At 75.9% G+C, this 24,499-nt stretch carries 19 protein-coding genes; 12 read left to right on the plus strand and 7 right to left on the minus strand.

Annotated elements, in window-relative coordinates:
- Window positions 1-5: 5 nt before the first annotated feature.
- The 4 genes from JOE68_RS27990 to JOE68_RS28005 all read right to left on the minus strand — a co-directional run bounded on the left by JOE68_RS27990 (window position 6) and on the right by JOE68_RS28005 (window position 4,896).
- Window positions 6-992: a serine hydrolase domain-containing protein gene (locus JOE68_RS27990; protein ID WP_307819941.1), complete on the minus strand. Its 987-nt coding sequence runs from the start codon at window positions 990-992 to the stop codon at window positions 6-8.
- 190 nt (window positions 993-1,182) lie between these two features.
- Window positions 1,183-1,971, minus strand: coding sequence for a putative adhesin (locus tag JOE68_RS27995; protein WP_204845374.1), 789 nt, complete (start codon window positions 1,969-1,971; stop codon window positions 1,183-1,185).
- Window positions 1,972-2,186: 215 nt separating this feature from the next.
- A complete protein-coding gene (locus JOE68_RS28000; protein ID WP_204845375.1) occupies window positions 2,187-3,530 on the minus strand; it encodes an MFS transporter in 1,344 nt (447 codons plus the stop codon).
- The gene (locus JOE68_RS28005) at window positions 3,523-4,896 is read right to left on the minus strand and encodes a radical SAM/SPASM domain-containing protein (protein WP_204845376.1); all 1,374 of its coding nucleotides are present in this window, start codon (window positions 4,894-4,896) and stop codon (window positions 3,523-3,525) included. The genes JOE68_RS28000 and JOE68_RS28005 overlap by 8 nt, the downstream gene beginning before the upstream one ends.
- A 794-nt stretch (window positions 4,897-5,690) precedes the next feature.
- Between JOE68_RS28005 and JOE68_RS28010 the strand changes: the two genes are divergently transcribed.
- From JOE68_RS28010 to JOE68_RS28025, 4 genes are all read left to right on the plus strand, one after another.
- The gene (locus JOE68_RS28010) at window positions 5,691-8,570 is read left to right on the plus strand and encodes an AfsR/SARP family transcriptional regulator (protein WP_204845377.1); all 2,880 of its coding nucleotides are present in this window, start codon (window positions 5,691-5,693) and stop codon (window positions 8,568-8,570) included.
- Between the two features lie 290 nt (window positions 8,571-8,860).
- Window positions 8,861-9,694, plus strand: a complete 834-nt coding sequence (locus JOE68_RS28015; RefSeq protein ID WP_204845378.1) for a hypothetical protein — start codon at window positions 8,861-8,863, stop codon at window positions 9,692-9,694.
- Window positions 9,681-10,112 carry a phage holin family protein gene (locus tag JOE68_RS28020; RefSeq protein WP_204845379.1) on the plus strand — a complete coding sequence of 144 codons (432 nt, stop codon included), beginning with the start codon at window positions 9,681-9,683 and terminating at the stop codon, window positions 10,110-10,112. The genes JOE68_RS28015 and JOE68_RS28020 overlap by 14 nt, the downstream gene beginning before the upstream one ends.
- Entirely contained in the window at window positions 10,088-10,753 is a 666-nt protein-coding gene (locus JOE68_RS28025; protein ID WP_204845380.1) for a DUF3618 domain-containing protein, read from the plus strand. The genes JOE68_RS28020 and JOE68_RS28025 overlap by 25 nt, the downstream gene beginning before the upstream one ends.
- A gap of 200 nt (window positions 10,754-10,953) precedes the next feature.
- Here JOE68_RS28025 and JOE68_RS28030 read toward each other — a convergent pair whose 3' ends face one another.
- Window positions 10,954-11,487 (minus strand): hypothetical protein, encoded by a 534-nt coding sequence (locus JOE68_RS28030; protein WP_204845381.1) that lies wholly within the window; start codon window positions 11,485-11,487, stop codon window positions 10,954-10,956.
- A gap of 465 nt (window positions 11,488-11,952) precedes the next feature.
- On the opposite strand from JOE68_RS28030, the gene JOE68_RS28035 reads away from it, so the two are divergent.
- From JOE68_RS28035 to JOE68_RS28060, 6 genes are all read left to right on the plus strand, one after another.
- Window positions 11,953-13,146, plus strand: a complete 1,194-nt coding sequence (locus tag JOE68_RS28035; RefSeq protein WP_204846324.1) for an MFS transporter — start codon at window positions 11,953-11,955, stop codon at window positions 13,144-13,146.
- Between the two features lie 117 nt (window positions 13,147-13,263).
- The gene (locus JOE68_RS28040; protein WP_204846325.1) at window positions 13,264-16,983 is read left to right on the plus strand and encodes a nitrate reductase subunit alpha; all 3,720 of its coding nucleotides are present in this window, start codon (window positions 13,264-13,266) and stop codon (window positions 16,981-16,983) included.
- Window positions 16,983-18,677: a nitrate reductase subunit beta gene (gene narH / locus JOE68_RS28045; protein WP_204845382.1), complete on the plus strand. Its 1,695-nt coding sequence runs from the start codon at window positions 16,983-16,985 to the stop codon at window positions 18,675-18,677. Before JOE68_RS28040 ends, narH begins: the two co-directional genes overlap by 1 nt.
- Window positions 18,674-19,315 (plus strand): nitrate reductase molybdenum cofactor assembly chaperone, encoded by a 642-nt coding sequence (gene narJ / locus JOE68_RS28050; protein ID WP_307819942.1) that lies wholly within the window; start codon window positions 18,674-18,676, stop codon window positions 19,313-19,315. Before narH ends, narJ begins: the two co-directional genes overlap by 4 nt.
- Before the next feature lie 8 nt (window positions 19,316-19,323).
- A complete protein-coding gene (gene narI, locus JOE68_RS28055) occupies window positions 19,324-20,100 on the plus strand; it encodes a respiratory nitrate reductase subunit gamma (RefSeq protein ID WP_204846327.1) in 777 nt (258 codons plus the stop codon).
- A complete protein-coding gene (locus JOE68_RS28060; protein WP_204845383.1) occupies window positions 20,097-20,429 on the plus strand; it encodes a cupin domain-containing protein in 333 nt (110 codons plus the stop codon). The genes narI and JOE68_RS28060 overlap by 4 nt, the downstream gene beginning before the upstream one ends.
- Window positions 20,430-20,544: 115 nt before the next feature.
- Here JOE68_RS28060 and JOE68_RS28065 read toward each other — a convergent pair whose 3' ends face one another.
- The gene (locus tag JOE68_RS28065) at window positions 20,545-20,826 is read right to left on the minus strand and encodes a hypothetical protein (protein WP_204845384.1); all 282 of its coding nucleotides are present in this window, start codon (window positions 20,824-20,826) and stop codon (window positions 20,545-20,547) included.
- A 234-nt stretch (window positions 20,827-21,060) separates the two neighbouring features.
- On the opposite strand from JOE68_RS28065, the gene JOE68_RS28070 reads away from it, so the two are divergent.
- Together JOE68_RS28070 and JOE68_RS28075 are read left to right on the plus strand one after the other, a co-directional pair.
- Window positions 21,061-21,975, plus strand: coding sequence for a universal stress protein (locus JOE68_RS28070; protein WP_204845385.1), 915 nt, complete (start codon window positions 21,061-21,063; stop codon window positions 21,973-21,975).
- 230 nt (window positions 21,976-22,205) lie between these two features.
- Window positions 22,206-23,051: a CPBP family intramembrane glutamic endopeptidase gene (locus JOE68_RS28075; protein WP_307819943.1), complete on the plus strand. Its 846-nt coding sequence runs from the start codon at window positions 22,206-22,208 to the stop codon at window positions 23,049-23,051.
- 11 nt (window positions 23,052-23,062) lie between these two features.
- Here the strand turns inward: JOE68_RS28075 and JOE68_RS28080 are convergent, their stop codons facing one another.
- Window positions 23,063-24,448, minus strand: coding sequence for a cytochrome P450 (locus tag JOE68_RS28080; RefSeq protein WP_204845386.1), 1,386 nt, complete (start codon window positions 24,446-24,448; stop codon window positions 23,063-23,065).
- Between the last annotated feature and the right edge of the window lie 51 nt (window positions 24,449-24,499).

The raw sequence follows: 24,499 nt of genomic DNA on the forward strand, positions 1-24,499 counted from the left end.
ACCGCCTAGCGGCCCTCCTGCCCGGTCAGCCGGGCGAGCAGGGCGAACCCGTGCCGGTCCACCGGGGCGGCCGTCGCGGACAGCAGGACGACGCCCGCGCCTGCGGCGCGGTCGAGGCCGAGCCAGCTGCGGAACCCGCCGGTGCCGCCGTTGTGCCAGGTGATGAGCCGGCCGCGGTGTTCGAGGGTGATCCAGGCGGCGCCGATGCGCACCACCCGCCCGGTGAAGTCGGCGACGGGGTCCAGGGCACTGACACCGGGCGCGGAGCGGTCGAGCAGCGCGGCGGTGAGGCGGGCCATGTCCCCGATCGTCGCGCGCATCCCGCCGGCCGGTCCCAGCGCCTCGCCGGTCCAGGGCGGGCGTGCGCGCCCCGATCGGGTGGCGCCGACCAGCGCGCCGGGGCGCAGCTCGTCCGGGGTCGAGGGCACGTGGAGCGCGTCGAGGCCGAGGGGAGCGGCGATCCGGTCGCGGACCAGGTCCCGGAAGCTCGTGCCGGCGGCGGCGGCGAGCGCGTGGCCGAGGAGCTCGAACCCGAAGTTGGAGTACCGGGGGCGGGGCCGCTTGAGCCGCACGCCGCGCGCCTGGGCGATGAGCTGGTCGAGCGTCTCGCCGTAGGGGTTGGCGCCGGTCAGCCACAGCGCGAGGCTCCGCCGCAGGGGAGCGGCCGACGCGGGCAGGCCCGGCAGCCCCGAGCGGTGGGTGCTGATCGCGGAGAGCGCCAGGCCCGCCGCCGGCGCCGCGCCCAGCGGCAGCAGCGAGCCGAGGGTGGTCGCCGGGCCGATCTCCCCGCGTTCGAGCGCGTCGGCGTACAGCAGGCCGGTCACCCCCTTCGAGATCGAGCCGATCTCGAAGTCCGCGTCGAGCGGCGCGCCCACTGCCGCCACCGCCGCCCCGCGGGGCGAGAGCGTGGCGGCGGCGACCACCGGGTGCCGGGAACCCATGCGCTCCACCAGTTCCCCCGCGAGCGCCTCGTCGCCCCGGACTTCCCTCACGACCGACCACCGGACACGACGACGACCTCCTGCGATCCTGCTCCACGACGACGGTTCGACCGTACCCGCGGGAGATCCGGCCGGAATCACCTTTCGGCTGCCGTCGGCGCGACTTCGGTTCCGCTCGCGGTGGCGCGCCGGTGGTCGTTCCGGGCGCGGGCCGCGCGGGGGCACGGCGCGGTGGGTGCGCTCAGGCCGAAGGGTCCTTGAAGCGCACGTACCACCCCCTGTGCGTGAAGAGGTCCCGGAACCGGGGGTTGTCGGTGAGGCCGCTGCCGCAGCAGGCGTAGTGGACCTTCGTGTGCCCGGCCTGGGCGGCGTTCACGACCAGGGCGCTCAGCGTCGTGGGCCGGTCGACGGTGATCGAGGTGCTCTCGACGTTCAGCCCGTCCGGCTTCTGGACGGTGTAGTTGATCACCTGTTCGCCGGCGCGGTACGTCCTGGGGTAGCCCGGCGGCAGGGGCTGGACCTGGTTGCTGTCCGAGTGCTTCATCTCCAGGTCGTCCGCCGACAGGGACGTGAGCTGCTCGACCCGGTTGGCCGGGCGGTCGTCGAAGTAGGCGCCGGGCGGCGCGTACATGATCACCTCCATCCCGTCCGGGACGGTGAAGGTCGCGGCCTTCCGGCGGCTGTTCGGGGCCTCGGGGTCGAGGTGGTTCTCGTTGAACGCGCCGTGGCCCGCGACCACCGCGCCGAACTCGCGCTGCCGGTCCTGCGCCGACTGCTCCGCCGGCCTGTCCTGCTCCAGGCCGGGGTAAGGCTCGTCCAGGTCCATGTCCGAGGGAGGCGGGGACAGGGTGGAGATCGAGCTGGCGGGGCTGGCCCGCTGCACGTTCGCCAGCATCCCGCTCACCGCGCGGTTGCCGACCTGCCGCTGGAGGTCCAGCAGGTTCTGCAGCGGGGACGCCGGAGCGGGCGCGGCGTGCCCGTGGGCCTCCTCCTGCTCGGGTGCGTTGCCGGCGGGGGTGCGCGAGCGCACGGCCGCTCCTCTCGTCCGGGGTCGTCATCGGGGGTCGTCATCCGGGGTCGTCGTCCGGGTGCGCTGCCGAGTGTGGCCGCCCGCCGGGCCCGGCGGACGGGGCGGGAGGGCAGACCGGGGGCGCCGCCGGTGCCCGATGTGCCCCTCGGGCGCGCCGCGACCGGCCCACGCCGAGCGCCCGGCACGGTCGACCGCCGTGGCCGGTCGGCCATGCCTCAGGCGTTGCGCGGCTGCTCGCGCGCCGGGCCCGGGCGGGCGTCGGCGGCCCCGGCGACCGCCGTGCCGTCCCGCACCCGCAGGACGCAGCAGCCGGCGACGACGCAGAGCAGCCCGGCGACGGTGAAGATCGCGTCGATCGGGCCCATCCGCAGCCCCAGCGCCGAGATCTCCGCGGACCTGGTGAGCAGCGAGCCGGCCAGGCCGATCGAGACGACCAGCGAGAGCAGGGACGCGGTCTGGCTGGTGGTGTTCACCAGCGAGTAGACCCGGCTCAGCTCGGACCGGCGCACCAGGCCGACCAGCAGCGGCACGAAGACCGCGTTGGCCGCGCCGAGCGCCGCTCCGATCCCGCAGGCGACGAGCAGGGCCGGGGTGACCGCGGTCAGCCGCGCGTAGCCGACGACCAGCAGCCCCAGCGCGAGCAGGCTCGCGCCGTACACCCGCCAGTGGCCGACCCGGTCGCCCAGCCGGCCGGCCGGCAGGCCGCCGGCGACCGCGCCGAGCGCGAGGGCGCTCTCGACGGCGCCGAACCACACGCCGTCGGCGTGCAGGTTGTACTGCACGAAGTAGACCATCAGCGCGGTCATCGCACTGGTCGCGAGGCCGGCCAGGCCGATCGCGGCCAGCAGGCCGCTGAGCGCGCGGCTGCCGAAGGCGGCCCGCAACCCGCCGACCAGCCGGTCGCGGAACCGGTCGCGGGCCTCCCGCTCGCCGCCGGCCGCCGGCGCCGCGGTCCGGAGGGAGCGGACGGCCAACCAGGACAGCAGGAACGTCGCCGCGTCGACCAGCAGCGTCGCGGCCATGCCGATGCCGAACACGAGCAGGGCGGCCAGCGCGGGCGCGCAGATGCTCAGCACCGCGTAGGTGGTCTGGTTGTAGCCCGAGGCCCGGCCCAACCGGTCGGGCGGGACCACGTCGCGGAGCAGGACGATCCGCGCGGGGGCGTGGAACTGCGCCGCCGCCGAGGACACCACGATCACCCCGAACCCGAGCCAGAGCCGGGCGTCGACGCCCAGCCGCTCGGGCGGGGCCAGCAGGGCGAGGCCGAACAACCCGGTGACCACGCCGCGAACGGCGTCGGCGCACAGCATCACCCGCCGCTCGTCCCAGCGGTCCACCAGGACACCGGCCACGGGCGCCACCACCAGCGACACCGCGGTCGCGGTCAGGAGCATCGCCCCGCTGACCACCGGGGCCTGCGGCCGGCCGCCCAGCAGCAGCACGCCCACCCACAGCAGCAGCGCGGTGTCGGAGACCAGGTCGCCGAACTGCGACGCCGAGTGGGCGAACCAGAGCCGGGTGAACTCCCGGTTGACCAGGACGGGGAGGCGGCTACCCACGCCCGCCGGCCGGTTCGCCGCCTGCGGTGAGCCCGTTCATCCGGGCGACCAGGTCCAGCCGCTCCTGCAGGGTGAACTTCATCGGCGGGCACGGCACGTTGCCCTCGCGCCACTGCTTGGGGCACGCGCCGCCGCACACCGGCATGATCGGGCAGCCGTGGCAGGGCGTCTCACCCGCCGCGATGGCGTCGTGCCAGTCGTCGAACGGGCCGACCGGGCGGCGCTGGGCCGGCACCAGCTCGCCGACCCGGCCGAGGCCGCCGGTCGCCTCGTGCCGGGGCACGAGCGGGTGCTCCGAGCAGGAGAACACGGCCCCGGTGCTGCTGATGATCTCGGCGGACCTGGTCACCGCCGCGCACAGCTGGGTGACCGGCTCGAAGGGCAGGGCGACGAACTGCAACCCGTGCCGGCGCATCCGCTCCATCCAGGCGACCTCGCGCAGCGCGTACTCCCGGCGCGGGATCTCCCGCGCGCTGACGTCGTTGCCCCAGGGGTACACCGGGGCGAGGTTGAAGTTGACCCGGTCGTCGGCGAAGCCGTGCTCCGCCATCAGGTCGATGTACTCGTCGACCCACTCGGAGTTCAGCACGTCGATGTTGGTCCGCAGCGTGAAGACCACTTCGTGCAGCGCCGGGTCGTCCAGCGCCGCCCGGACCGTCGCGACGATGCGGTCGAAGGAGCGCCCGCCCTGCTTGAGCGGCCGGTGCCGGTCGTGGACGCGCGGCGGGCCGTCGAGGGTGATGTCGTACTCCACGACCCGGCACTCGTCCAGGAGCACGCGCAGCCGCTCGCCGGTCAGCAGCGTCCCGTTGGTCACCATGCGGGCGTGGTAGCCGACGCCGTTCTCCTCGGCCGACCGGATGAACGCCTCGCTGAGACCGCGGATGGTGGGGTAGCCGAGCATCGGCTCCGCGCCGAACCACCTGATCTTGACGGCGGTGGTCGCGGGCGCCTCGATGGCGGCGAGGACCCGAGCGGCGACCGCCGCGCGGTGGTCGGGCCCGACGCCGCCGCGGACGTGCTCCTGCCCGCAGTACTCGCAGCCCATGTTGCAGTACCGGCTGGGCAGCAGGACGAACCGCGGCTCGCTCAGGTCCGCGCACGCCGAGCGCTGGCGGTCGAGCACGGTCGTGCGCTCGTCCTCGCCGACGCCGACCAGCGCCTCGATCGACCGCAGCGCGGCCAGGGTCCGCTCGTCGACCTCGTGCAGCCGCCCGGTGAGCAGGCGGTCCGCCACGGCCGCCGGCACGCACCCCGCGGAACCGGTCCTGGTCGAGTACAGGACGCGCATCGGTTCACCCGCGGGGTCGCGGTAGGTCCGCTCGCTCAGCACGGCGTAGGAGCTCAACATCTCGACAGGGGACATGGCCGGTTCCCTCCGGGGTCGGGGTGGGAACCGGCCGGGGCGGGCGAACGCCGCCCCGGCCGGTCGCCGGATCAGCAGCCTCCGCCGCACGTGCCGTTCTTGGGGCCGTTGCCGCCGAAGTCGGGGTTGCGGTTGGTCGTGCTCAGCAGAACCATGGGACCTCCTCGTGGATCAGTACCGCCGGCGGGGCGCCGGCGGGGAACCGGACCGGCTCGTGACCGTCGAGGGCGGCGGCCCGCCCGCGCCGGCGGGGGACGTCCCGGCGGCGAACGGGGCCCGGCCACGAGCCGGTGGGGGACGGCTGTCGAGGCGTCGCGCCGGTCGGCGCTGCTCGGCGGGTGGCGGCCGAACCGCCGGCCGACCGGCGGACGTCAGGGCAGCGGTGTCGGCGCGCTCACCCGCGGCGCCACTCGGTGCCGCGGGGTCTGCGCACCGCCCGGCGGCCGGCGGGCCCCGCGCGCCCGCCCGGCGTCGACGGCGCTCCGGGTCCGCCCTGCCTCGACCGTGTCACCGGCATGTGTCGCTCCACCCCTGTCGTCCGTTCCCGTCGTTCGTCCCCGCGGGGAGCGCGGTGCGCGGGGCGGTACCCCTCGTCGGTCCGACAACCGCCGGCGCGGCGCGCCCACCCCGGTGCGGTGGTCCGTTCCACCGCACCGACAGCGTGGCCGCCCGCTTCCACCCGTTAACACGACGTTCTGCGAATCCCCTGTTCAGTGGTGCCGCGCGGGGCGGCGGCGGGCCTAGACAGGAGTCCTCCACGGCGCCCCGGGCCCACCGGGGGGAGGGGCTGGGTGATGGCGGCGGAGCTGCGGGTGCTGGGCGAGGTCGAGGTCCTGGCCGACGGGGCGCGGGTGGAGCTCGGGCACGCCCGGCAGCGGTGCGTGCTGGCGGCGCTGCTGGTCCAGGCCAACCAGGTGGTCGCCACCGGTCGGCTGGTGGACCGGGTCTGGGGCGAGCACCCGCCCCGGCGGGCCCGGCAGCTGGTCAGCAACTACCTGTCCCTCCTGCGCGCCCTGCTGGCCGCCGGCGGTGTCGCGGGGGAGGTGGCCATCCAGCGGCGCGCCGGCGGCTACGTCCTGCTGGTCGACCCCGACCGCGTCGACCTGCACCGGTTCCGCCGCCTGGTCGCCGAGGCCCGCGCCGACCCCGACCCGGCCCGCGCGCTGGAGCTGCTGGAGCGGGCCGCGGGGACGTGGCGGGGCGAGGCGCTGGCCGGCCTGGACACCCCGTGGACCGCCGCGGTGCGCCAGGAGCTGGAGCGCGAGCGGTTCGCCGCGGACACCGACCGCCTCGACCGGGCGCTGCGGGCCGGGCGGCACGTCGCGCTGCTGCCCGAGCTGACCGCCCGCGCCGCCGCGCACCCGCTGGACGAGCACGTGGCCGCGCAGCTCATGCTCGCCCTCTACCGCGCGGGCCGCCAGGCCGACGCCCTGGACCACCACCGGCGGCTGCGCGCCCGGCTGGCCGACGAGCTGGGCGCCGACCCCGGACCGGACCTGCGGCGCCTCCACCAGCGCATCCTGGCCGCGGACCCCGCCCTGGCCGCCCCCGCGGCGGGACCGGGCCGGCCGGTGGCGACGCCCCGCCAGCTGCCGGCCGCGCCCGCGGTGTTCACCGGCCGCGCCCGCGAACTGGCCGAGCTGGACCGCGCCCTGCCCGCCGCCGCGCCGCCCCCCGCCGGCGAGGGCCCGGGGCCGGGCGCGGCCGGGGTGGTGGTCTCGGTGATCGGCGGCGCGGGCGGGGTCGGCAAGACCTGGTTGGCGCTGGTCTGGGCGCACCGCAACCTGCACCGCTTCCCCGACGGGCAGCTGTTCGTCGACCTGCGCGGTTTCAGCCCCGCCGGGCGGCCGACCGAGCCGGTCGACGCCGTGCGCGGGTTCCTCGCCGCCCTCGGCGCGGACCCGGACGCGCTGCCGGCGGACCTGAACGCCCTGGCCGCCCTGTACCGCAGCCTGGTCGCGGGCAGGCGGGTGCTGGTGGTGCTGGACAACGCCGCGACCGCCGAGCAGGTCGTGCCGCTGCTGCCGGGCAGCGCGTCGTGCGCCGTGCTGGTCACCGGCCGCGTGGTGCTGCCCTCCCTGATCGACCGGCACGGCGCCCGGCACCTGTCGCTGGGCGCGCTCTCCCGCGAGGAGTCCCGCGCGCTGCTGGCGCGTCGGCTCGGGGGCCGGCGGGTCGGGGCCGACCCGGGGGTGGTCGAGGAGTTGATCGGCCTGTGCGGGCGGCACCCGCTGGCGTTGGCGATCACCGCCCGGCACGCCGCCACCCGGCCGGGCATCCCGCTGGCGGAGTTCGCCGCGGAGCTGCGGGAACCGGGCCTGGCGGCGCTGGACCACGACACCGATCCCGCGGCCAGCCTGCCCGCGGTGCTGTCCTGGTCCCTGCGCCGCCTCACCGAGGAGCAGCGGACGGTGTTCGCGCTGCTCGGCACCACCCCCGGCCCGGACGCCGACCTGCCCGCCGCCGCGTCGCTCACCGGCCTGCCCGAGGCGCGGGCGCGCCGGGTCCTGCGCGTGCTGGAGGACCACTCGCTGCTCGACCGGCGCCCGCACGGGCGCTACGCCATGCACGACCTGGTCCGCGCCTACGCCGCCACCCTCGCCCGCGACCTCCCGGAGCCGGTGCGGCGGGCCGCCCTGGAGCGGGTGGTCGACTTCTACCGGCACACCGCGCACACCGCCGACCACCTGCTGTACGCGCTGCGCCCGGTGGTCCGGCTCGCCCCTCCCGCCCCCGGCTCCCGCCCGCTGCCGCTGCCCGACCAGCGGGCCGCGCTGGCCTGGCTGGACGCCCACCACCCCCACCTGCTGGCCGCCCAGCACATCGCCGCGGGCCACCGCCACCACGAGGCCGTGTGGCACCTGGCCTGGACGCTGAACACCTTCCACCTGCGCCGCGGGCACCGCCAGGACGAGCTGGCCGTGTGGCGGGCCGCCGTCGACGCCGCCGAGCACCTGCCCGACCCCGCCGCCCTCATCCACGCCCGCCGGCGCCTCGGCCACGCCCACGCCGAGCTGGGGCGGCACGAGGAGGCCGTCGCGCACCTGCACCACGCCCTCGCCGTGGCCGAGCACCACGACGTCCCCGTCCAGCAGGCCCGGACCCACCACGCCCTCGCGTGGGCCTGGGAGCAGCGCGCGGACCACCGGCAGGCCCTGGAGCACGCCCGCCGCGCCCTGGACCTCTACCGCGGCCTGGACCAGCCGGTGTGGGAAGCCGACGCGCTCAACACGGTGGGCTGGCACGAAGCCCACCTGGGCGAGTACGACACCGCCCGCGACCACTGCCGGGCCGCCCTCGCCCTGCACCGGCGGCACCAGGACTCCGACGGCGTGGCCGACGACCTGGACAGCCTGGGCTTCATCGACCACCGCACCGGCCGCCACCAGCGGGCCGTCGACCACTACCGGCAGGCCCTGGACCTCTACCGCGATGTCGGCAACACGACCGAGGCCGTCGACACCCTCGACTACCTCGGCCACCCCTACGCCGCTCTCGGCCAGCACACCCGGGCGCGCGCCGCCTGGCAGGAGGCCCTGGACCTGTACCGGCGACTGGGCCGCGACACCGACGCCGAGCGCGTCCGGAAGCAGCTCGACGACCTGGACGCGGCGCAGGAGCCCGTCGGGTCGCCGACCCCGTCCGCCCGGCCCCTCGACGCCGGCTGCCGGTGAGCGCGGCGCGCCCGCGGAACGCGTTTCCCCCGTCGGCGCGGAATGCTCGCCGACCGGGACCGGCCGACCGGTCGCGCGGTAGCCCGCGGTAGGCGCCCCGGCACGGTGAGCACCGCCCGGCCGGCCCGATCGCCGCTGGTCGGAGCCCCGGCGCACGGGTCGAAGCCCGCAGGGTGCCCGTTCCCCCGTGATTGAACCAATTGTGGGGAAGTTCGCGGAATCGGTTGGTCCGCGAAACCTGGGGGGTACGTGGACGGTGGGACCGAGAGCAACTACCGAAGGAGAAACCGGTGACTGACACCCGAGGCCGGTCCACTGGGCCGGACAGCACGGTGGAAGCGGTGGCCTCCACGGCGTCGCAGGAGGGCAGTGCCGTCGCCCAGCACGCGAAGGGCGCGGCCGCGGATGTCGCCTCCACCGCGAAGGAGCAGACCCGGCAGGTCGCCCACGAGGCGAAGCGGCAGACCGGGGAGGTCGTCGACGACGTGCGCCGGCGCATCGGCCGGGAGGCCGACGACCAGGCGCGACGAGTGTCGCAGGGGATCACCAAGCTCGCCGACGAGCTGTCCTCGATGGCCGAGCACTCCTCCGAGGGCTCGCCGGCCGCGGGTGCGCTGCGCCAGGTCGCGGACACCGGCCGCCAGGCCGCGCGCTTCCTCGACGAGCGCGGCGCGGGGGGCCTGCTGGAGAGCGCCCAGGACTTCGCGCGGCGCAAGCCCGGGACGTTCCTCCTGGGCGCCGCCGTGGCCGGCTTCCTGGTGGGCCGCGTGGTGAAGAGCGCCGGCGGGTCGTCGGGCTCGCCGCAGGGCACGGGCCCGGCCGGGCGACCGGACGTGGCGCGAGGCGAGCAGGTGGGCGCCGGGCAGCCCGGCTTCGACCGGCCGGGCTTCGGCCCGGTGGGTTCCGGTCCGGTAGGCCCCGGTCCGGTGGGTTCCGGTCCGGTGGGCACCGGTCCGACGGGTGTCGGCCAGCACGCCGCGCCGCCCCCCGCCCCGACCACGCAGTTCCCGCCGACGGCGCCGGTCCCGTCCGGGCCCGTGCCGCCGCCCGTCACCGACCCGTCGGCTCCGCTGGGTCCGCGGCACACCACGCCAGGGGGAGGCTCCGCGCATGTCCAGCCCTGAAGCCGAGTACCCGCGCGTGGCCGGAGCGGCGCCGGTGGACGACCAGACCTCCCTGGGCGAGCTGGTCGGTGAGCTGGCCAACGACCTGTCCCGGTTGATGCGCCAGGAGCTCGAACTGGCCAAGGCGGAACTGCGCGAGGAGGCGGCCAAGGCGGGCAAGGCCGCCGGGATGCTCGGCGCGGCGGGTTTCGCCGGGTACATGACCGTGGTCCTGCTCAGCTTCGCCCTGGCGTTCGGCCTGTCGTACGCGGTGGGCCTCGGGTGGGCGACGCTGATCGTCGGCGTCCTCTGGGGCATCGCGGGCGCCGTGCTCTACAGCGCGGGCCGCTCCAGGCTGAAGTCCGTTTCCCCCAAGCCGAAGCGCACCATCGAAACCCTGAAGGAGGATGCGGAATGGGCACGTCACCCGACCGGATAAGGCAGGAGATCGACCAGACCCGCGCCGAACTCGTGGCCGACACGAACCGGATCGTGGACCGCACGAGCCCGAAGCGCATCGTGCAGCGGCGCACCAGGAGCGTGCGCCACGGACTGACCACCCTCAGGGAGAAGGTTATGGGCACCATGCCGCAGGCGACGCCCGGTGGCGCGCCGGGGCGCGAGCAGGGCTTGGGGCAGACCGTGCAGGACAAGGCGCACAGCGCCGCCGAGACCGTGTCGGAGACGGCGGGCCAGGCGGCCCAGGCCGTCCGGGAGGCGCCGGAGCAGGCGATGCGCCAGGCCCAGGGCAACCCGCTGGCCGCCGGGCTGGTCGCGTTCGGGGCCGGCCTCCTGGCCGCGTCCCTGCTGCCCGCGACCCGCGCCGAGCAGGACGCGGTGCGCCAGGTGGGGGAGCGGGCCGCGGAGTACGTGGAACCGGTCAAGGAGGCCCTCGCCGAGACCGGGCAGCGGCTGAAGGAGGAGGTGGGCGGCACCGTGCAGGAAGCCGCCCAGCAGGTCGGCCAGACCGCGAACGAGGCCGCCCGCACCACGGCCGAGCAGGCCAAGGACGCGTCCGCCGACGTGGCGGGCCACGCTCGCGAGTCGGGGCAGACGGTCGTGCAGGACGCGCGCGGCTGACGTGCGCGGCCCGGCGGGGCGGGAAGGGCGGCAGCCCTTCCCGCCCGCAGCGGTGCGCGGGTGCGCGTGCTCCGTCCCGCCGTTCCGGGCCGTACCCGCGGTGACGCCCCGGGGATCCCGGCGGCTCCGGACGCCCCGCGCCCGTTTCCCCGCCGCCGGTGGACCCCGGCCGGCCCCGAGCCGGAGCCGCCGCCGTCGGACTACGCCGCCGGCGCCCGGCCGGCGGCGCGCGGGTCGAGCAGCGCGCGTGCGGTGAAGAACGCGACCCCGCCGAGCAGGACGACCACCGCGAGGAGCGCGAGGTAGGCGGCCGCGCCCGCGGTGAACGGGACCTGTCGGGGCCCGCTGTTCAGGATCATCAGGTGCAGGAAGCAGGCGGAGGCGGCGCAGAAGACCGCCCCGCCCCACAACGCGCCGAGCACCCGCTTGGTGACACCCGCCCGGTTCACGTCGAGGTGTCCACCGTGGACGGAAGAGCGGGCGCCGGTGAGTGTCGTGCCGGACAGCAACAGCCACAACGCCGCCAGAGCCCCCATCATGACGCCGATCGCGCTGATCGGGTGGTACGAGGTGGGCAGGCGCAGGCCGACGACGACCAGCGCTACGCCGAGGACCGGCGCACCACCGGCCAGGGCCGGCCCGATCACCCCGCACCGCGCCCGGACGTGCGCGGCCCGCCGGGCGGAGATCCGCACGAGCAGCGGTGGCGGGCCGCTCCCGATCGGGATGATCACCGGCCGGCCTTCCGCCCCACGTCGATGTCGCAGCCCTTGCAGGGGGCGTTCGGCCTGTGGCGTCGCGTCACGAACGGAGGATATGTCGTCTCCGTCCACTCACGACGAAGGTGGTGACCGGTGCGCGGCGCGCGGGTCGGCGGCGCGCGGGGTGCGGAGGGGAGTGGAGGGGGGCTGACCTGGTCCGTTGCGCCGGTTCAGCTGGCGTGCCCCGGTGGTGTGGTGATCGTCGTGGCGGGTGGGGGCGGTGGTCGGCGCCCGCCGGGGGCCGCGGTCCCGGCCGTGGTCGGGTGGCCCGGGTTCGAGTTGCCCGCCGGTCGGAGCGTGGACACGATGGCGCGAACGAGGGCCGAGACCGCCGATGACCTCGACACGCGGCACGACGAGGAGAAGGCAGCAGTGGAGCAGCCTGGCTCGCCACCGACGGCATCCGGCGGCCCGCCGACCACCGGGCGGCGGGCGCTGATGCTGGGCCTGGCCACGGTCGGGTTCGCGATCAACTTCTGGGCGTGGGCGCTGCTGAGCCCGCTCGGCCCGCTGTTCCACGACTCCCTGGGGCTGACCGCGTTCCAGGAGGCGCTGCTGGTGGCGGTGCCCGTGGTGGTCGGGTCGGTGGGGCGCATCCCGGTGGGCGCGCTGACCGACCGGTTCGGCGGGCGGGTGATGTTCCCGCTGGTGTCGGCGGCCACGATCGTGCCGGTGCTGTTCCTCGGGCTGCTCGGGCACGGGTCGCTAGCCGCGCTGCTGGTCGGGGGCTTCCTGCTCGGGGTGGGCGGCACGGCGTTCGCGGTGGGGGTGCCGTTCGTCAACGCCTGGTTCCCGCCCGAGCGGCGCGGCCTGGCGATCGGGGTCTTCGGCGCGGGCATGGGCGGCACCGCGGTCAGCGCCCTGACCACCGTGCAGCTGGTGGACGCCCGCGGCGTGGCGGCGCCGTTCCTGGTGACGGCCGCGGTGCTGGCGGTGTACGCGGTCGTCGCGGCCCTGCTGCTGCGCGACGCGCCGGGGCGGACCGCGCCGACCGCACCGGCGGCGCGCCGCCTGGCCGGCGCCGCCCGGCTGCCGGTGACCTGGCAGGCGTCCTGGCTGTACGCGGTGGCCTTCGGCGGCTACGTGGCGTTCTCGGTCTACCTGCCCGCCTACCTCAAGACCTCCTACGGGCTCACCCAGGCCGACGCGGCCGGGCGGATGGCCGGGTTCGTGCTGCTCGCGGTGGTGATGCGCCCGGTCGGCGGCTGGCTGTCCGACCGGTTCGGCCCGATCCGGGTGCTGGTCGCGGTCTTCGCCGTGGTCGTGGTCGGCGCGGCGGTGCAGGCGGCCACGCCGGTGCTGATGCCGGTGGGCACGATCGCGTTCCTGTCCCTGGCCGGCGCGCTCGGCGCGGGCAGCGGCGCGGTGTTCGCGCTGGTCGCGCTGCTGGCGCCGGGGAACGCGGTCGGCTCGGTCACCGGGGTGGTCGGCGCGGCCGGCGGCCTGGGCGGGTTCATCCCGCCGCTGGTCATGGGCGCCCTCTACGGCGCGTTCGGCTCCTACGCGCTCGGGCTGGCCGCGCTGGCGGTGGTCGCCGCGCTCACCCTCGCGTTCACGGTGACGACCGTCCGGCGATCGCTGCACGCCCACCAGCGGCGGCCGGAGCGGTCGGCGGGAGCGCGGCGTGCGTGAGCGCGGAGCGGGCCCGCCGCGCCCCCTGCCCGACCCGGACCGCCAGGAGGACCGACCACGGTGAGCACCCACCCCGCACCCGACGCCGCCGACCCGACCCCCGACCCGGTCCCCGGCCTGGACACCGGGCTGACCGAGGCGCTGATCCGGACCCGCCGGTTCTTCACCCGCGCCGAGGTCTCCCCGGACCTGCGCGCGCTGCACCGGGTCGGCGGGCGGCAGGCCGACGAGTTCTACCGGGACCGGTGGAGCCACGACAAGGTGGTGCGCTCCACCCACGGCGTGAACTGCACCGGGTCGTGCTCGTGGAAGGTCTACGTCAAGGACGGGATCATCACCTGGGAGGCGCAGCAGACCGACTACCCGTCCGCGGGACCGGACCGGCCCGAGTACGAGCCGCGCGGCTGCCCGCGCGGGGCGGCGTTCTCCTGGTACACCTACTCGCCCACGCGGGTGCGCTACCCGTACGTGCGCGGCGTGCTGCTGGAGCTGTACCGGGAGGCGCGGTCCCGCCTCGGCGACCCCGTCCTGGCCTGGGCCGACGTCGTCGAGGACCCCGAGCGGGCCCGCCGCTACAAGGCCGCGCGCGGCCGGGGCGGGCTGGTCCGGGCGTCCTGGGACGAGGCGGTGGAGCTGGTCGCCGCCGCCCACGTGCACACGATCAAGACCTACGGGCCCGACCGCGTCGCCGGGTTCTCCCCGATCCCGGCCATGTCGATGGTCTCCCACGCCTCCGGCGCGCGGTTCGTGTCGCTGCTGGGCGGGGCGATGCTGTCGTTCTACGACTGGTACGCCGACCTGCCGGTCGCCTCGCCGCAGGTCTTCGGCGACCAGACCGACGTGCCGGAGTCCGGCGACTGGTGGGACGCCGGCTACCTGGTCATGTGGGGCTCCAACCTCCCGGTCACCCGCACGCCGGACGCGCACTGGATGGCCGAGGCCCGCTACCGCGGCCAGAAGGTCGTGGCGGTGGCCCCGGACTACGCCGACAACGTCAAGTTCGCCGACGAGTGGCTCGCCGCCCGGCCCGGCACCGACGGCGCGCTGGCCATGGCCATGGGCCACGTCGTCCTGCGCGAGTTCTTCGTCGACCGGCGGGTGCCGTACTTCACCGACTACGTCAAGCGCTACACCGACCTGCCCTTCCTGGTCCGGCTCGACGAGCACGACGGGGTCCACCGGCCGGGCAAGTTCCTCACCGCCGCCGACCTGCCCGCCCACGCCGACCAGGAGCACGCGGCGTTCAAGACCGTCCTGCTCGACGCGGCCACCGGCGAGCCCGCGGTGCCCGGCGGCTCGCTCGGCTTCCGCTACGGCGAGCAGGGCGCGGGCCGCTGGAACCTGGACCTGGGCGACGTCGACCCGCTGCTGACGGTCCTGGCCGAGCCGGCCGACGCGGGGCGAACCGGCGCGGGGGCGGCGGGCGGGGCGTCGCCGCCGGTGGAGTCGGTGGTCGTGGAGCTGCCCCGCTTCGACCGCCCGGACGGCGCGCCGGCCACCCTGTGGCGGGGCGTTCCCGTGCGCCGGGTCGGCGGGCACCTGGTGACCACGGTGTTCGACCTGCTGCTGGCGCAGTACGGCGTCCACCGCCCGGGGCTGCCCGGCCGCTGGCCCAGGGGCTACGACGACGCCGAGCAGCCGTGCACGCCGGCCTGGCAGGAGGCGATCACCGGCGTGCCCGCGCGGGCGGCGGCGCGGATCGGGCGGGAGTTCGCGGCCAACGCCGAGGAGACCCGCGGCCGGTCCATGATCATCATGGGCGCCGGGGCCAACCACTGGTTCCACTCCGACACCATCTACCGGGCGTTCCTGGCGCTGACCGCGCTCACCGGCTGCCAGGGCGTCAACGGCGGCGGGTGGGCGCACTACGTCGGGCAGGAGAAGTGCCGCCCGGTCACCGGCTGGTCGCAGCTGGCCTTCGGCCTGGACTGGGCGCGCCCGCCGCGGCAGATGATCCAGACCGCCTACTGGTACCTGCACACCGACCAGTTCCGCTACGACCGGTTCGGCGCCGACACCCTGGCCTGCGCCACCGCCGGCGGGCGGCTGGCGGGCCGGACCACCGCGGACGTGATCGCCCAGTCCGCGCGGATGGGCTGGATGCCCTCCTACCCCACGTTCGACCGCAACCCGCTGGACCTGGCCGACGAGGCCGAGCGGGCCGGCGCGCCCGCGGGCGAGCACGTGGTGGCGGAGCTGAAGGCCGGGCGGCTGCGGTTCGCCTGCGAGGACCCGGACTCGCCGCGGAACTTCCCGCGGGTGCTCAGCGTCTGGCGGGCCAACCTGCTCGGCTCGTCGGGCAAGGGCAACGAGTACTTCCTGCGGCACCTGCTGGGCGCGGACGACTCGCTGCGCGCGGAGCAGACCCCGCCCGGCGCCCGGCCGGAGGAGGTGGTCTGGCACGAGGAGGCGCCGGTCGGCAAGCTGGACCTGCTGCTGTCGCTGGACTTCCGCATGACCAGCACCACGATCTTCTCCGACGTCGTGTTGCCCGCCGCCACGTGGTACGAGAAGCACGACCTGAACACCACCGACATGCACCCCTTCGTGCACTCGTTCAACCCCGCGATCGCGCCGCCCTGGCAGGCCCGCACCGACTGGGCGGCCTTCCAGGCCATCGCCGAGACCTTCAGCGGGCTCGCCGCCGGCCACCTCGGGACGCGCCGGGACGTCGTGGCCACCCCGCTGCTGCACGACACCCCCGACGAGCTGGCCACCCCGCACGGCGTGGTGCGCGACTGGAAGGCCGGCGAGTGCGAGCCGGTCCCCGGCGTCACCATGCCCAGGATCACGGTGGTGGAGCGCGACTACACCGCGATCGCGGCGAAGATGGGTGCGCTGGGCCCGCTGGTCGACTCGCTGGGCGCGACGACCAAGGGCGTCACCTTCCGGGTCGAGCGGGAGGTCGAGCGCCTGCGGCGCGCGAACGGCGCCATCCGCGGAGGACCGGCCGACGGCCGCCCGTCGCTGGTCCGGGACGTGCACGCCTGCGAGGCGATCCTCGCCCTGTCGGGCACCACGAACGGCCACCTGGCCACCCAGGGCTTCCGCACCGTCGAGCAGCGGACCGGGACCCGGCTGGCGGACCTGGCCGCCGAGCACGAGGGCAGGCTGATCACCTTCGCCGACACGCAGTCCGCCCCCGTCCCGGTCATCACCTCCCCGGAGTGGTCGGGCAGCGAGACCGGCGGGCGCCGCTACTCGCCGTTCACGATCAACGTCGAGCGCCTCAAGCCCTGGCACACCCTCAGCGGGCGCCAGCACTTCTTCCTCGACCACGACTGGATGGCCGAGCTGGGCGAGCAGCTGCCGGTGTACCGGCCGCCGCTGGACATGACCGCGCTGTTCGACGAGCCGCGCGTCGGCGAGCAGGACGAGCGGGGGCTCGCGGTGCGCTACCTGACGCCGCACTCGAAGTGGTCGATCCACTCGGAGTACCAGGACAACCTGCTCATGCTCAGCCTGTCGCGCGGCGGGCCGACAATCTGGCTGTCCAAAGAGGACGCCGCCCGGATCGGGGTGGCCGACAACGACTGGATCGAGGCGGTCAACCGCAACGGCGTCGTCGTGGCCCGCGCGGTCGTCTCCCACCGGATGCCCCGGGGCACCGTCTACATGCACCACGCCCAGGACCGGCTCATCGACGTCCCCCGCTCCGAGACCTCCGGCAGGCGCGGCGGCATCCACAACTCCCTGACCCGGCTGCTGATCAAGCCCAGCCACCTCATCGGCGGCTACGGCCAGCTGTCCTTCGCGTTCAACTACCTCGGCCCCACGGGCAACCAGCGCGACGAGGTCACGGTCATCCGCCGCCGCGGCCAGGAGGTGACCTACTGATGCGCGTCATGGCCCAGCTGGCGATGGTGATGAACCTCGACAAGTGCATCGGGTGCCACACCTGCTCGGTCACCTGCAAGCAGGCGTGGACCAACCGCTCCGGCGTCGAGTACGTCTGGTTCAACAACGTCGAGACCCGGCCGGGCCAGGGCTACCCGCGCTCCTACGAGGACCAGGAGCGCTGGCGGGGCGGCTGGGCGCTGGGCCGCCGCGGGCGGCTGCGGCTCAAGGGTGGCGGGCGGCTGCGCAAGCTGCTGACCATCTTCAGCAACCCCAAGCTCCCCGGCATCGACGACTACTACGAGCCGTGGACCTACGACTACGACAGCCTCACCGACGCGCCGCTGCAGGAGCACACCCCGGTCGCCCGGCCGCGGTCGCTGCTCAGCGGCGAGCCCACCCGGATCACGTGGTCGGCGAACTGGGACGACAACCTCGGCGGGTCGCCGGACCACGGCCACCGGGACCCGCTGCTCAAGGGCATCGCCGACAAGGTGAGGTTCGAGTTCGAGCAGACCTTCATGTTCTACCTGCCGCGGATCTGCGAGCACTGCCTCAACCCCTCGTGCGCCGCGTCCTGCCCCTCGGGGGCGATCTACAAGCGCAGCGAGGACGGCATCGTGCTGGTCGACCAGGACCGCTGCCGCGGCTGGCGCATGTGCGTCTCGGGCTGCCCGTACAAGAAGGTCTACTTCAACCACCGCACCGGCAAGGCCGAGAAGTGCACCTTCTGCTTCCCCCGCGTGGAAGTCGGCATCCCCACCGTCTGCGCCGAGACCTGCGTCGGGCGCCTGCGCTACATCGGCCTCGTGCTCTACGACGCCGACGAAGTCCTCAAGGCCGCCTCGACGCCGGACGAGAAGGACCTCTGCGAGGCGCAGCGCCGGGTGTTCCTCGACCCGGACGACCCGGAGGTGGCCCGCGAGGCCGAACGCGCGGGGATCCCGCACGACTGGGTCGAGGCCGCCCGGCGCTCCCCGGTCCGCGCGCTGATCACCACGTTCAAGGTCGCCCTGCCGCTGCACCCGGAGTACCGCACCCTGCCGATGGTCTGGTACATCCCGCCGCTGTCGCCGGTGGTCGACGTCGTCCGCGACACCGGCCACGACGCCGAGGACCACGGCAACCTGTTCGCCGCCATCGAAGCCCTGCGCATCCCGGTCGAGTACCTGGCGCGGCTGTTCACCGCGGGCGACGTCGCGCCGGTCGACGCGGTGCTGCGCCGCCTGGCCGCGATGCGCAGCTACATGCGCGACATCAACCTGGGCCGCGAACCCCGCGAGGCCATCGCCACCGAGGTCGGCATGACCGGCGAGCAGGTCTACGACCTGTACCGGCTGCTCGCCCTGGCGAAGTACGACGAGCGCTACGTCATCCCGCCCGCCCACGCCGAACAGGCCCACGGCCTGGAGGAGCTGGCCACCGAGTGCAGCCTGGACTACGAGGGCGGCCCCGGGATGGGCGGCTCCGGGCCGTTCGGCGAGAACTCCGGCGGCGCCTCGCCGATCGCGGTGGAGAACTTCCGGATGCTGCGCGACCGGCAGACCAGCGACACCACGGCCGCCCCCGTGGACAGGGGCAGCCGCGTCAACCTGCTCAACTGGGACGGCAAGGGCCGCCCCGACGGGCTGTTCCCGCCCCGGCGGCCACCGGGCGGCGGCGACCCGGCCGGCGAGGTGGAGCCGAAGCCGTGACCCCCGCCGACACCCACCGCGCCACCGCCTGGCAGGTCCAGTCGCTGGCGATGGGCTACCCCGACGACCGGTTCCTGGACCGGCTGCCGCTGCTGCGGGCCGCGACCCGGACGCTGCCCGCCCCGCTCGCCGCGCCGCTGACCGCGTTCTTCGAGCACGTGGCGGCCACACCGCCGACCGACCTCGCCGCGGACTACGTGGCGACCTTCGACCACCGCAAGCGGTTCAGCCCCTACCTCACCTACTTCGCCTACGGCGACACCCGCAAGCGCGGCCTGGCCCTGCTGCGGTTCAAGCACGCCTACCGCGCCGCGGGGCTGGTGGTCGACGACGGCGAGCTGCCCGACCACCTCGCGGTCGTGCTGGAGTTCGCCGCCACCGGCGACCCGGCGGCGGGGCGACGGCTGCTGGTCGAGCACCGCGCCGGCCTGGAGCTCATCCGCCTGGGCCTGCGGGAGACCGGCTCGCCGTGGGCGCACGTCCTGGAGTCGGTGTCCGCGACCCTGCCGTCGCTGGGCCGGCGCGAGCGGGAGGCCGTCGCCCGCCTGGCCGCCGAGGGACCTCCCGAGGAGGAGGTCGGCCTCGCGCCGTTCGCCCCGCCCGAGTACATGCCGCCACCGCGAGGAGACCGCCGATGACCCCGCCGATGACGCTGTGGCAGCCCCTCGCCCGGCAAGCCGGAGCCGCGACGTCGAGCACCCTGGACGTCATGCTGTGGGTCGTGGTGCCCTACGTGTCCATAGCGGTGTTCGTCGTCGGCCACGTCTGGCGCTACCGCTACGACAAGTTCGGCTGGACCACCCGCTCGTCCCAGCTCTACGAGAACCGGTTGCTCAGGCTGGGCAGCCCGCTGTTCCACTTCGGCATCCTGCTGGTCGCCCTGGGCCACGTCGGCGGCCTGCTCGTCCCGAAGTCCTGGACGGAGGCGGCGGGGGTGAGTGACACCGCCTACCACGCCGTCGCCGTCGGGCTCGGCGCGCTGGCCGGGGCGTGCACCCTGGCCGGCGCGGCGATCCTGGTCTACCGCCGCCGCACCGTCGGCCCGGTGTTCTCGGCCACCACCCGCAACGACAAGGCCATGTACGTGCTGCTGGTGGGCACCATCGTGCTCGGCCTGGGCACCACGGTGCTGGGCAACCTCACCGAGCACCCCCACGACTACCGCGAGACGGTGTCGCCGTGGTTCCGGTCGATCTTCTCCCTGCAGCCCCGGCCGGACCTGATGGCCGCCGCGCCGCTGGGTTTCCGGCTGCACGCGCTGTCGGCGTGGGCGCTGTTCGCGTTCTGGCCCTTCAGCCGCCTGGTGCACGTGTTCTCCATGCCGCTGGGCTACCTCACCCGGCCCTACATCGTCTACCGCAGCCGCGACGAGCGGCAACCGGGCACCCACGCGCCCCGGCGGGGCTGGGAGCGCGCGCGATGAGCGACCGCGCCGCCACCGCGCTCGGGGCACTGGCCCCGGAACTGCTCGCCGAGGCCCACCGGCACGCCGCCCGCCGCGCCGCCCGGACGCTGGTGTCCGGGACCTCGCAACGGGTCACGCTCATCGCCCTGGCCAAGGGCGCCGAACTGGCCGAGCACGACTCGCCCCCGGCCGCCACCCTCCACGTGCTCACCGGGACCGTGCGCCTGCACACCCACCAGGACGGGTGGACGCTGGACAGCGGGCACCTCACGGCCGTCCCGCCGCAGCGGCACGGGCTGACCGCCCTGACCGACGCCGTCGTCCTGCTCACCGTGGCGCTGCGCTGACCCGCCGCTCCCGGGCGGGACCACGCCTCGGCGGCGGCGAACAGCAGCGGGGTGGTGGCGCCGCGGCGGGCGCCACCCCGGCCACCGGCCGGGTCCCGCGGCCCGCGCGGTCGCGTCAGACCTGCGGGTAGACGCCGAAGTGGACCCGGCCGGCCCGGTTCCGGCGCACGTCCAGCACCTTGTCCGACAACACCCGCGCGGCTCGGGGGTCGAGGAAGACGCGGGTGTCGTCGCGGACGACGACCACGTCGTCGGCCTCGGGGTGCGGCCGCATCGACAGGTCGAAGGCGCGGTCCTGGTCGGCCGCGGTGATCCGCAGGCCGCCCTGGCGGCCCACGCCGGTGGCGGCGGTCAGCTCGTCGATGGCCTGGACGGCCGTGCTGTCGAGGTCGAGCATCTCGATCCCCTCCGTCGGTCGGGTCCGGTCGCGCCGAGGCTAGGCGACCGCTCGCGCGTCCGAGCGCGACCGCCGCGCACCGCAAGGAGAACGTCAGGATCGGGGGTGGCGCGGCCCCGGCCGCGGGGGGCGCGCCTTGCGATCACCTGTCATCGTCGGCGGAATCGGGTCGTGCCGGGCGACAACGGGTACCCGCCCGGTGCAGGGACTCGATCGACGCGGCGGAGGAAGGTCATGGACGAGACGAGCGGCGGTGCGGTCGTGGTCGGTGTCGACGGGACCGAGCCCTCGGAGCGGGCCGCGCTGTGGGCGGCCCGGCGGGCGGCGGTGTTCGGCGGGCCGGTGGTGCTGGTGCACGGGTTGCGGTGGCCGGTGTACGCGCAGGCGCACCTGCACGTGCCGGGAGGCGTCGGCGCCCTCGAACCCGACGTCACCCACGAGCCGATGCGGCGGTGGGCCCAGGAGGTGCTCGACGACCTCGCCCGGCGCTGCCACGAGGCGAGCGGCGTCGAGGTGCGCACCGAGGTCGCCTCGGGGGAACCGGAGGAAGCGCTGGCCCGCGCCGCCGACCCGGTCGCGTTCGTGGTGGTCGGGCACTCGGACCACGGCGGCGTGGCCCGGTTCCTGCTGGGCTCCACCGCGCAGCGGCTCGCCCGGTCGTGCCCGTGGCCGGTCGTGGTGGTGCGCGACGAGGCGGCCTGCGACGAGCGGCGCGCCCGCGGACCGGTCGTGGTCGGCGTGGACGGCTCGCCGGTCAGCGCCCGCGCCCTGCGGTTCGCGTTCGGGTTCGCCGCCCGGCACGGCGTCGAGGTCGTGGTGCTGCACGCCTCCGACGCCACGACGACCGCGGCGGCCGAACCGGAGCGGACCCGGGAGGAGGACGCGCTGCGCGAGGGGACCGGCCCGGTGGGCTCGGAGTTGGCGCGGTGCGCGCGGCTGCACCCCGACGTGCCGCACCGGCTGGTGGACACCCCGGGCCCGCCGACCGACGCGCTGCTCGCCGCCTCCGCCGAATCGGGCCTGCTGGTCGTCGGCAGCCACGGCAAGGGGGCGGTGCGCCGGGCGGTGCTGGGCTCGGTCAGCCACGCCCTGGTCGACGGCGCCCCGTGCCCGGTCGCCGTGCTGCCCCCGCGGACCGGCGGGAGCTGACCGGACCGCGCCGCGTCCGCCGGGCGCGGCGCCGCCGGCGGCCCGGTGACGGCGCTCCGGGACACTGCCCCGGCCCGCGCCGTCGAGCGCCCGGCGGCGCGGGCCGCTCACCCGACCTTGCGGTTGCCGGTCTTTTCCCGACCCGGGGGCGCGGTGCGGGGCGAACGGGGGGTAGGGACGGCGGGACGGCCGCGTCACGGGTGGCGCGGCCCACGACAGGAGGTGCTCGGGTGCTACCGCGGTGGTCCCCAGGAGCCGGGTACGAGACCGGGCGCGGGGCGGGGCGCGACGTCGGGGTCCCGAACCCCGGCGTCACCCCGCCCGCCGACGCGCCCTTCCGCCCCGGCGGTGTGCGCGCGGGGCTGACGGCGCTGGGCGTCTTCGCGGTCGCCCAGCTGGTCATGCTGCCGGTGTCGGGGCTGGTGCTGGCGCTGTTCGTGCTGGCCGACCCGGACGCGCTGGCCGGCGACCGGTTGCCGCCGTGGCCGCTGCTGGCCCTGCTGGTCGTGCCGGCGTCGGTGGGGGCGCTGACCGCCGTGGCGGGCACCGCCCTGGCCGGTCGCGGGCCGCGGGCCGGGCGCGTGCGCCGCGAGCTGGCGCTGCGCTGGGACTGGTCGGCCCTCGGGACCGGGCTGGTGCTGGGCCTGGGCGGCCTGCTGCTGACCGTCCCGGCGGCGTGGGCGTGGGCGGCGTGGGTCGGTGACGACCGGGCCGGCTCGGTGGTGGGCGACGCGTTCGCGGGCCGGCAGCTCGGCCTGCTGCCGGCCGCGGTGGCGTTCCTGGCCGTGTGGCTGGTCGCGCCGCTGGTGGAGGAGGTGCTGTTCCGCGGTGTGCTGTGGCGGGCGCTGGAGCACTGGGGCTGGAACCGCTGGGTGGTCTTCGCCGTGACGACGGCGGTGTTCTCGGTGGCGCACCTGGAACTGCTGCGCACCCCGCTGCTGGTGGTGCTGTCCATCCCGATCGGCCTGGCGCGCCTGGTCACCGGCAACGTGCTCGCCGGTGTGGTGGCCCACCAGGTGAACAACTTCCTGCCCGCCGCCGGGATCTTCCTGGCCACCAGCGGCGTGGTGGGCTGAGCGCCGCCCGCTCACGAGGGCCGGGGCTCCCGCCGGGGGTCGACGGGCCGGACGTCGAACCGGAGGCGGAAGTGGTCCAGCGAGCCGGGCAGGGGCGCGACCGGGCCCAGCAGCCGCGGGTGGGTCAGGCGGAAGTCGTGGCGGCGCAGCAGGTCGGCCAGGATCGCGGTGGTGGTCAGCAGGACCAGGTTCTCGCCGGGGCAGCGGCTGCCGCCGCGGCTGAAGGGCAGCAGCGCCCACTGCTCCTCGCCCCGCCCGTCCAGCCACACCTCCGGGTGGAAGCGGTCGGGCTGGGCGAGCACCCGCTCGTCGCGGTGGAAGTATGGGCTGGAGACCACGACGTTGGTGCCGGCCGGCAGCTTCCCGCCCCGCCAGTCGAGGTCGTCGCCCACCCGGCGCACGACGGACGGGATGATGGGCCACAGCCGGACCGACTCCAGCACGGTGGCGCGCAGGCGCGTCAGCGCGAGCACGTCGCGCGGCCCGTGCTCGGCCAGCTCGGCCCGCATCAGGTCCAGCTCGGCCCGGTGGCTGCCCAGCAGCGCCAGCGCGCGGATCGCGGCCCGCGCGGCGGCGTCGAAGCCGAACAGCCAGTGCGGGACCTGCCCGTCGGGGTCGGCCTCCGCCGGGGCGTGCGCGGAGCGGGCGATCGCGGCGAGGCTGCCCGGCTCGGCGCGGTCCAGGTGCTCGCGCAGCCGCGCGGTGAACGCCCGGTGGGTCCGGCGGCGCCGGCGCCCCGCGGCCATCCAGTTGCCGCTGCGGCGCAGCGCGGCCAGCAGCTCGGTCAGCTCGTGGTCCTCGACCGCGCCGCTGCCCAGGACGACCCGGCGCGCGATCCGCCAGCAGCAGGGGGAGAACTCCTCCCAGGTGAGCCGGCCCGTGCGGTCCAGCCGGGCCGACAGGGCGGCCACCTCCTGGGCCACGCCGGTCAGGAACGCGCCCGCCTCCCGGTGCTCGGGCCGGTCGGAGTCCAGCACGAGGTCGTTGACGCGGCGGCGCGCGGCGCGCCGGTCGGCCGACGACACCAGGACGGCCGTGGGCTCGAAGTGCCCCAGCGCCTCGCGCTTCATCGGCGCGGCCGGTGTGAGCAGGTGCGCGGGCTCGGTGAACACCCGGCGCACGTCGTGCGGCGAGAGCACGTAGGCCAGGCGCAGGCCGGGCAGCCGCACCAGCAGCGGACCGTCGCCGTAGCGCTCCCGCATCCGCCGCAGCAGCTCGCCGGAGCGGTCCTGCAGGCCCAGCGCCGCGGACAGGCGGACCACCGCCCGCCGCCGGGCGGTCACCCCCTCGGCGATCCAGGGCAGCGCCACTCCCGCGGCGATGCGGAGCGCGTCCGGCACGGAGGCGCGGGGGAGCGGCCCGCCGGCGGTGTCGGCTCCGCGTTCGCCTGGGTTCATCCTCCCAAGGTCGGCGCTGCCGGTGGTGAGGGCAATGGTGCGCTCGTCTCG

This window comes from Saccharothrix algeriensis, from assembly GCF_016907655.1.
Lineage (GTDB): Bacteria > Actinomycetota > Actinomycetes > Mycobacteriales > Pseudonocardiaceae > Actinosynnema > Actinosynnema algeriense.

What these genes read in the sequence shown, in the direction of transcription:
- JOE68_RS28005 (WP_204845376.1), bottom strand. Translation starts at nt 4,896, where the DNA reads ATGTCCCCTGTCGAGATGTTGAGCTCCTACGCCGTGCTGAGCGAGCGG.
- JOE68_RS28065 (WP_204845384.1), bottom strand. Translation starts at nt 20,826, where the DNA reads ATGCTCGACCTCGACAGCACGGCCGTCCAGGCCATCGACGAGCTGACC.
- narH (WP_204845382.1), top strand. Translation starts at nt 16,983, where the DNA reads ATGCGCGTCATGGCCCAGCTGGCGATGGTGATGAACCTCGACAAGTGC.
- JOE68_RS28010 (WP_204845377.1), top strand. Translation starts at nt 5,691, where the DNA reads ATGGCGGCGGAGCTGCGGGTGCTGGGCGAGGTCGAGGTCCTGGCCGAC.
- JOE68_RS28080 (WP_204845386.1), bottom strand. Translation starts at nt 24,448, where the DNA reads ATGAACCCAGGCGAACGCGGAGCCGACACCGCCGGCGGGCCGCTCCCC.
- JOE68_RS28060 (WP_204845383.1), top strand. Translation starts at nt 20,097, where the DNA reads ATGAGCGACCGCGCCGCCACCGCGCTCGGGGCACTGGCCCCGGAACTG.
- JOE68_RS28035 (WP_204846324.1), top strand. Translation starts at nt 11,953, where the DNA reads ATGCTGGGCCTGGCCACGGTCGGGTTCGCGATCAACTTCTGGGCGTGG.
- JOE68_RS28020 (WP_204845379.1), top strand. Translation starts at nt 9,681, where the DNA reads ATGTCCAGCCCTGAAGCCGAGTACCCGCGCGTGGCCGGAGCGGCGCCG.
- JOE68_RS28025 (WP_204845380.1), top strand. Translation starts at nt 10,088, where the DNA reads ATGGGCACGTCACCCGACCGGATAAGGCAGGAGATCGACCAGACCCGC.
- JOE68_RS28070 (WP_204845385.1), top strand. Translation starts at nt 21,061, where the DNA reads ATGGACGAGACGAGCGGCGGTGCGGTCGTGGTCGGTGTCGACGGGACC.
- narI (WP_204846327.1), top strand. Translation starts at nt 19,324, where the DNA reads ATGACGCTGTGGCAGCCCCTCGCCCGGCAAGCCGGAGCCGCGACGTCG.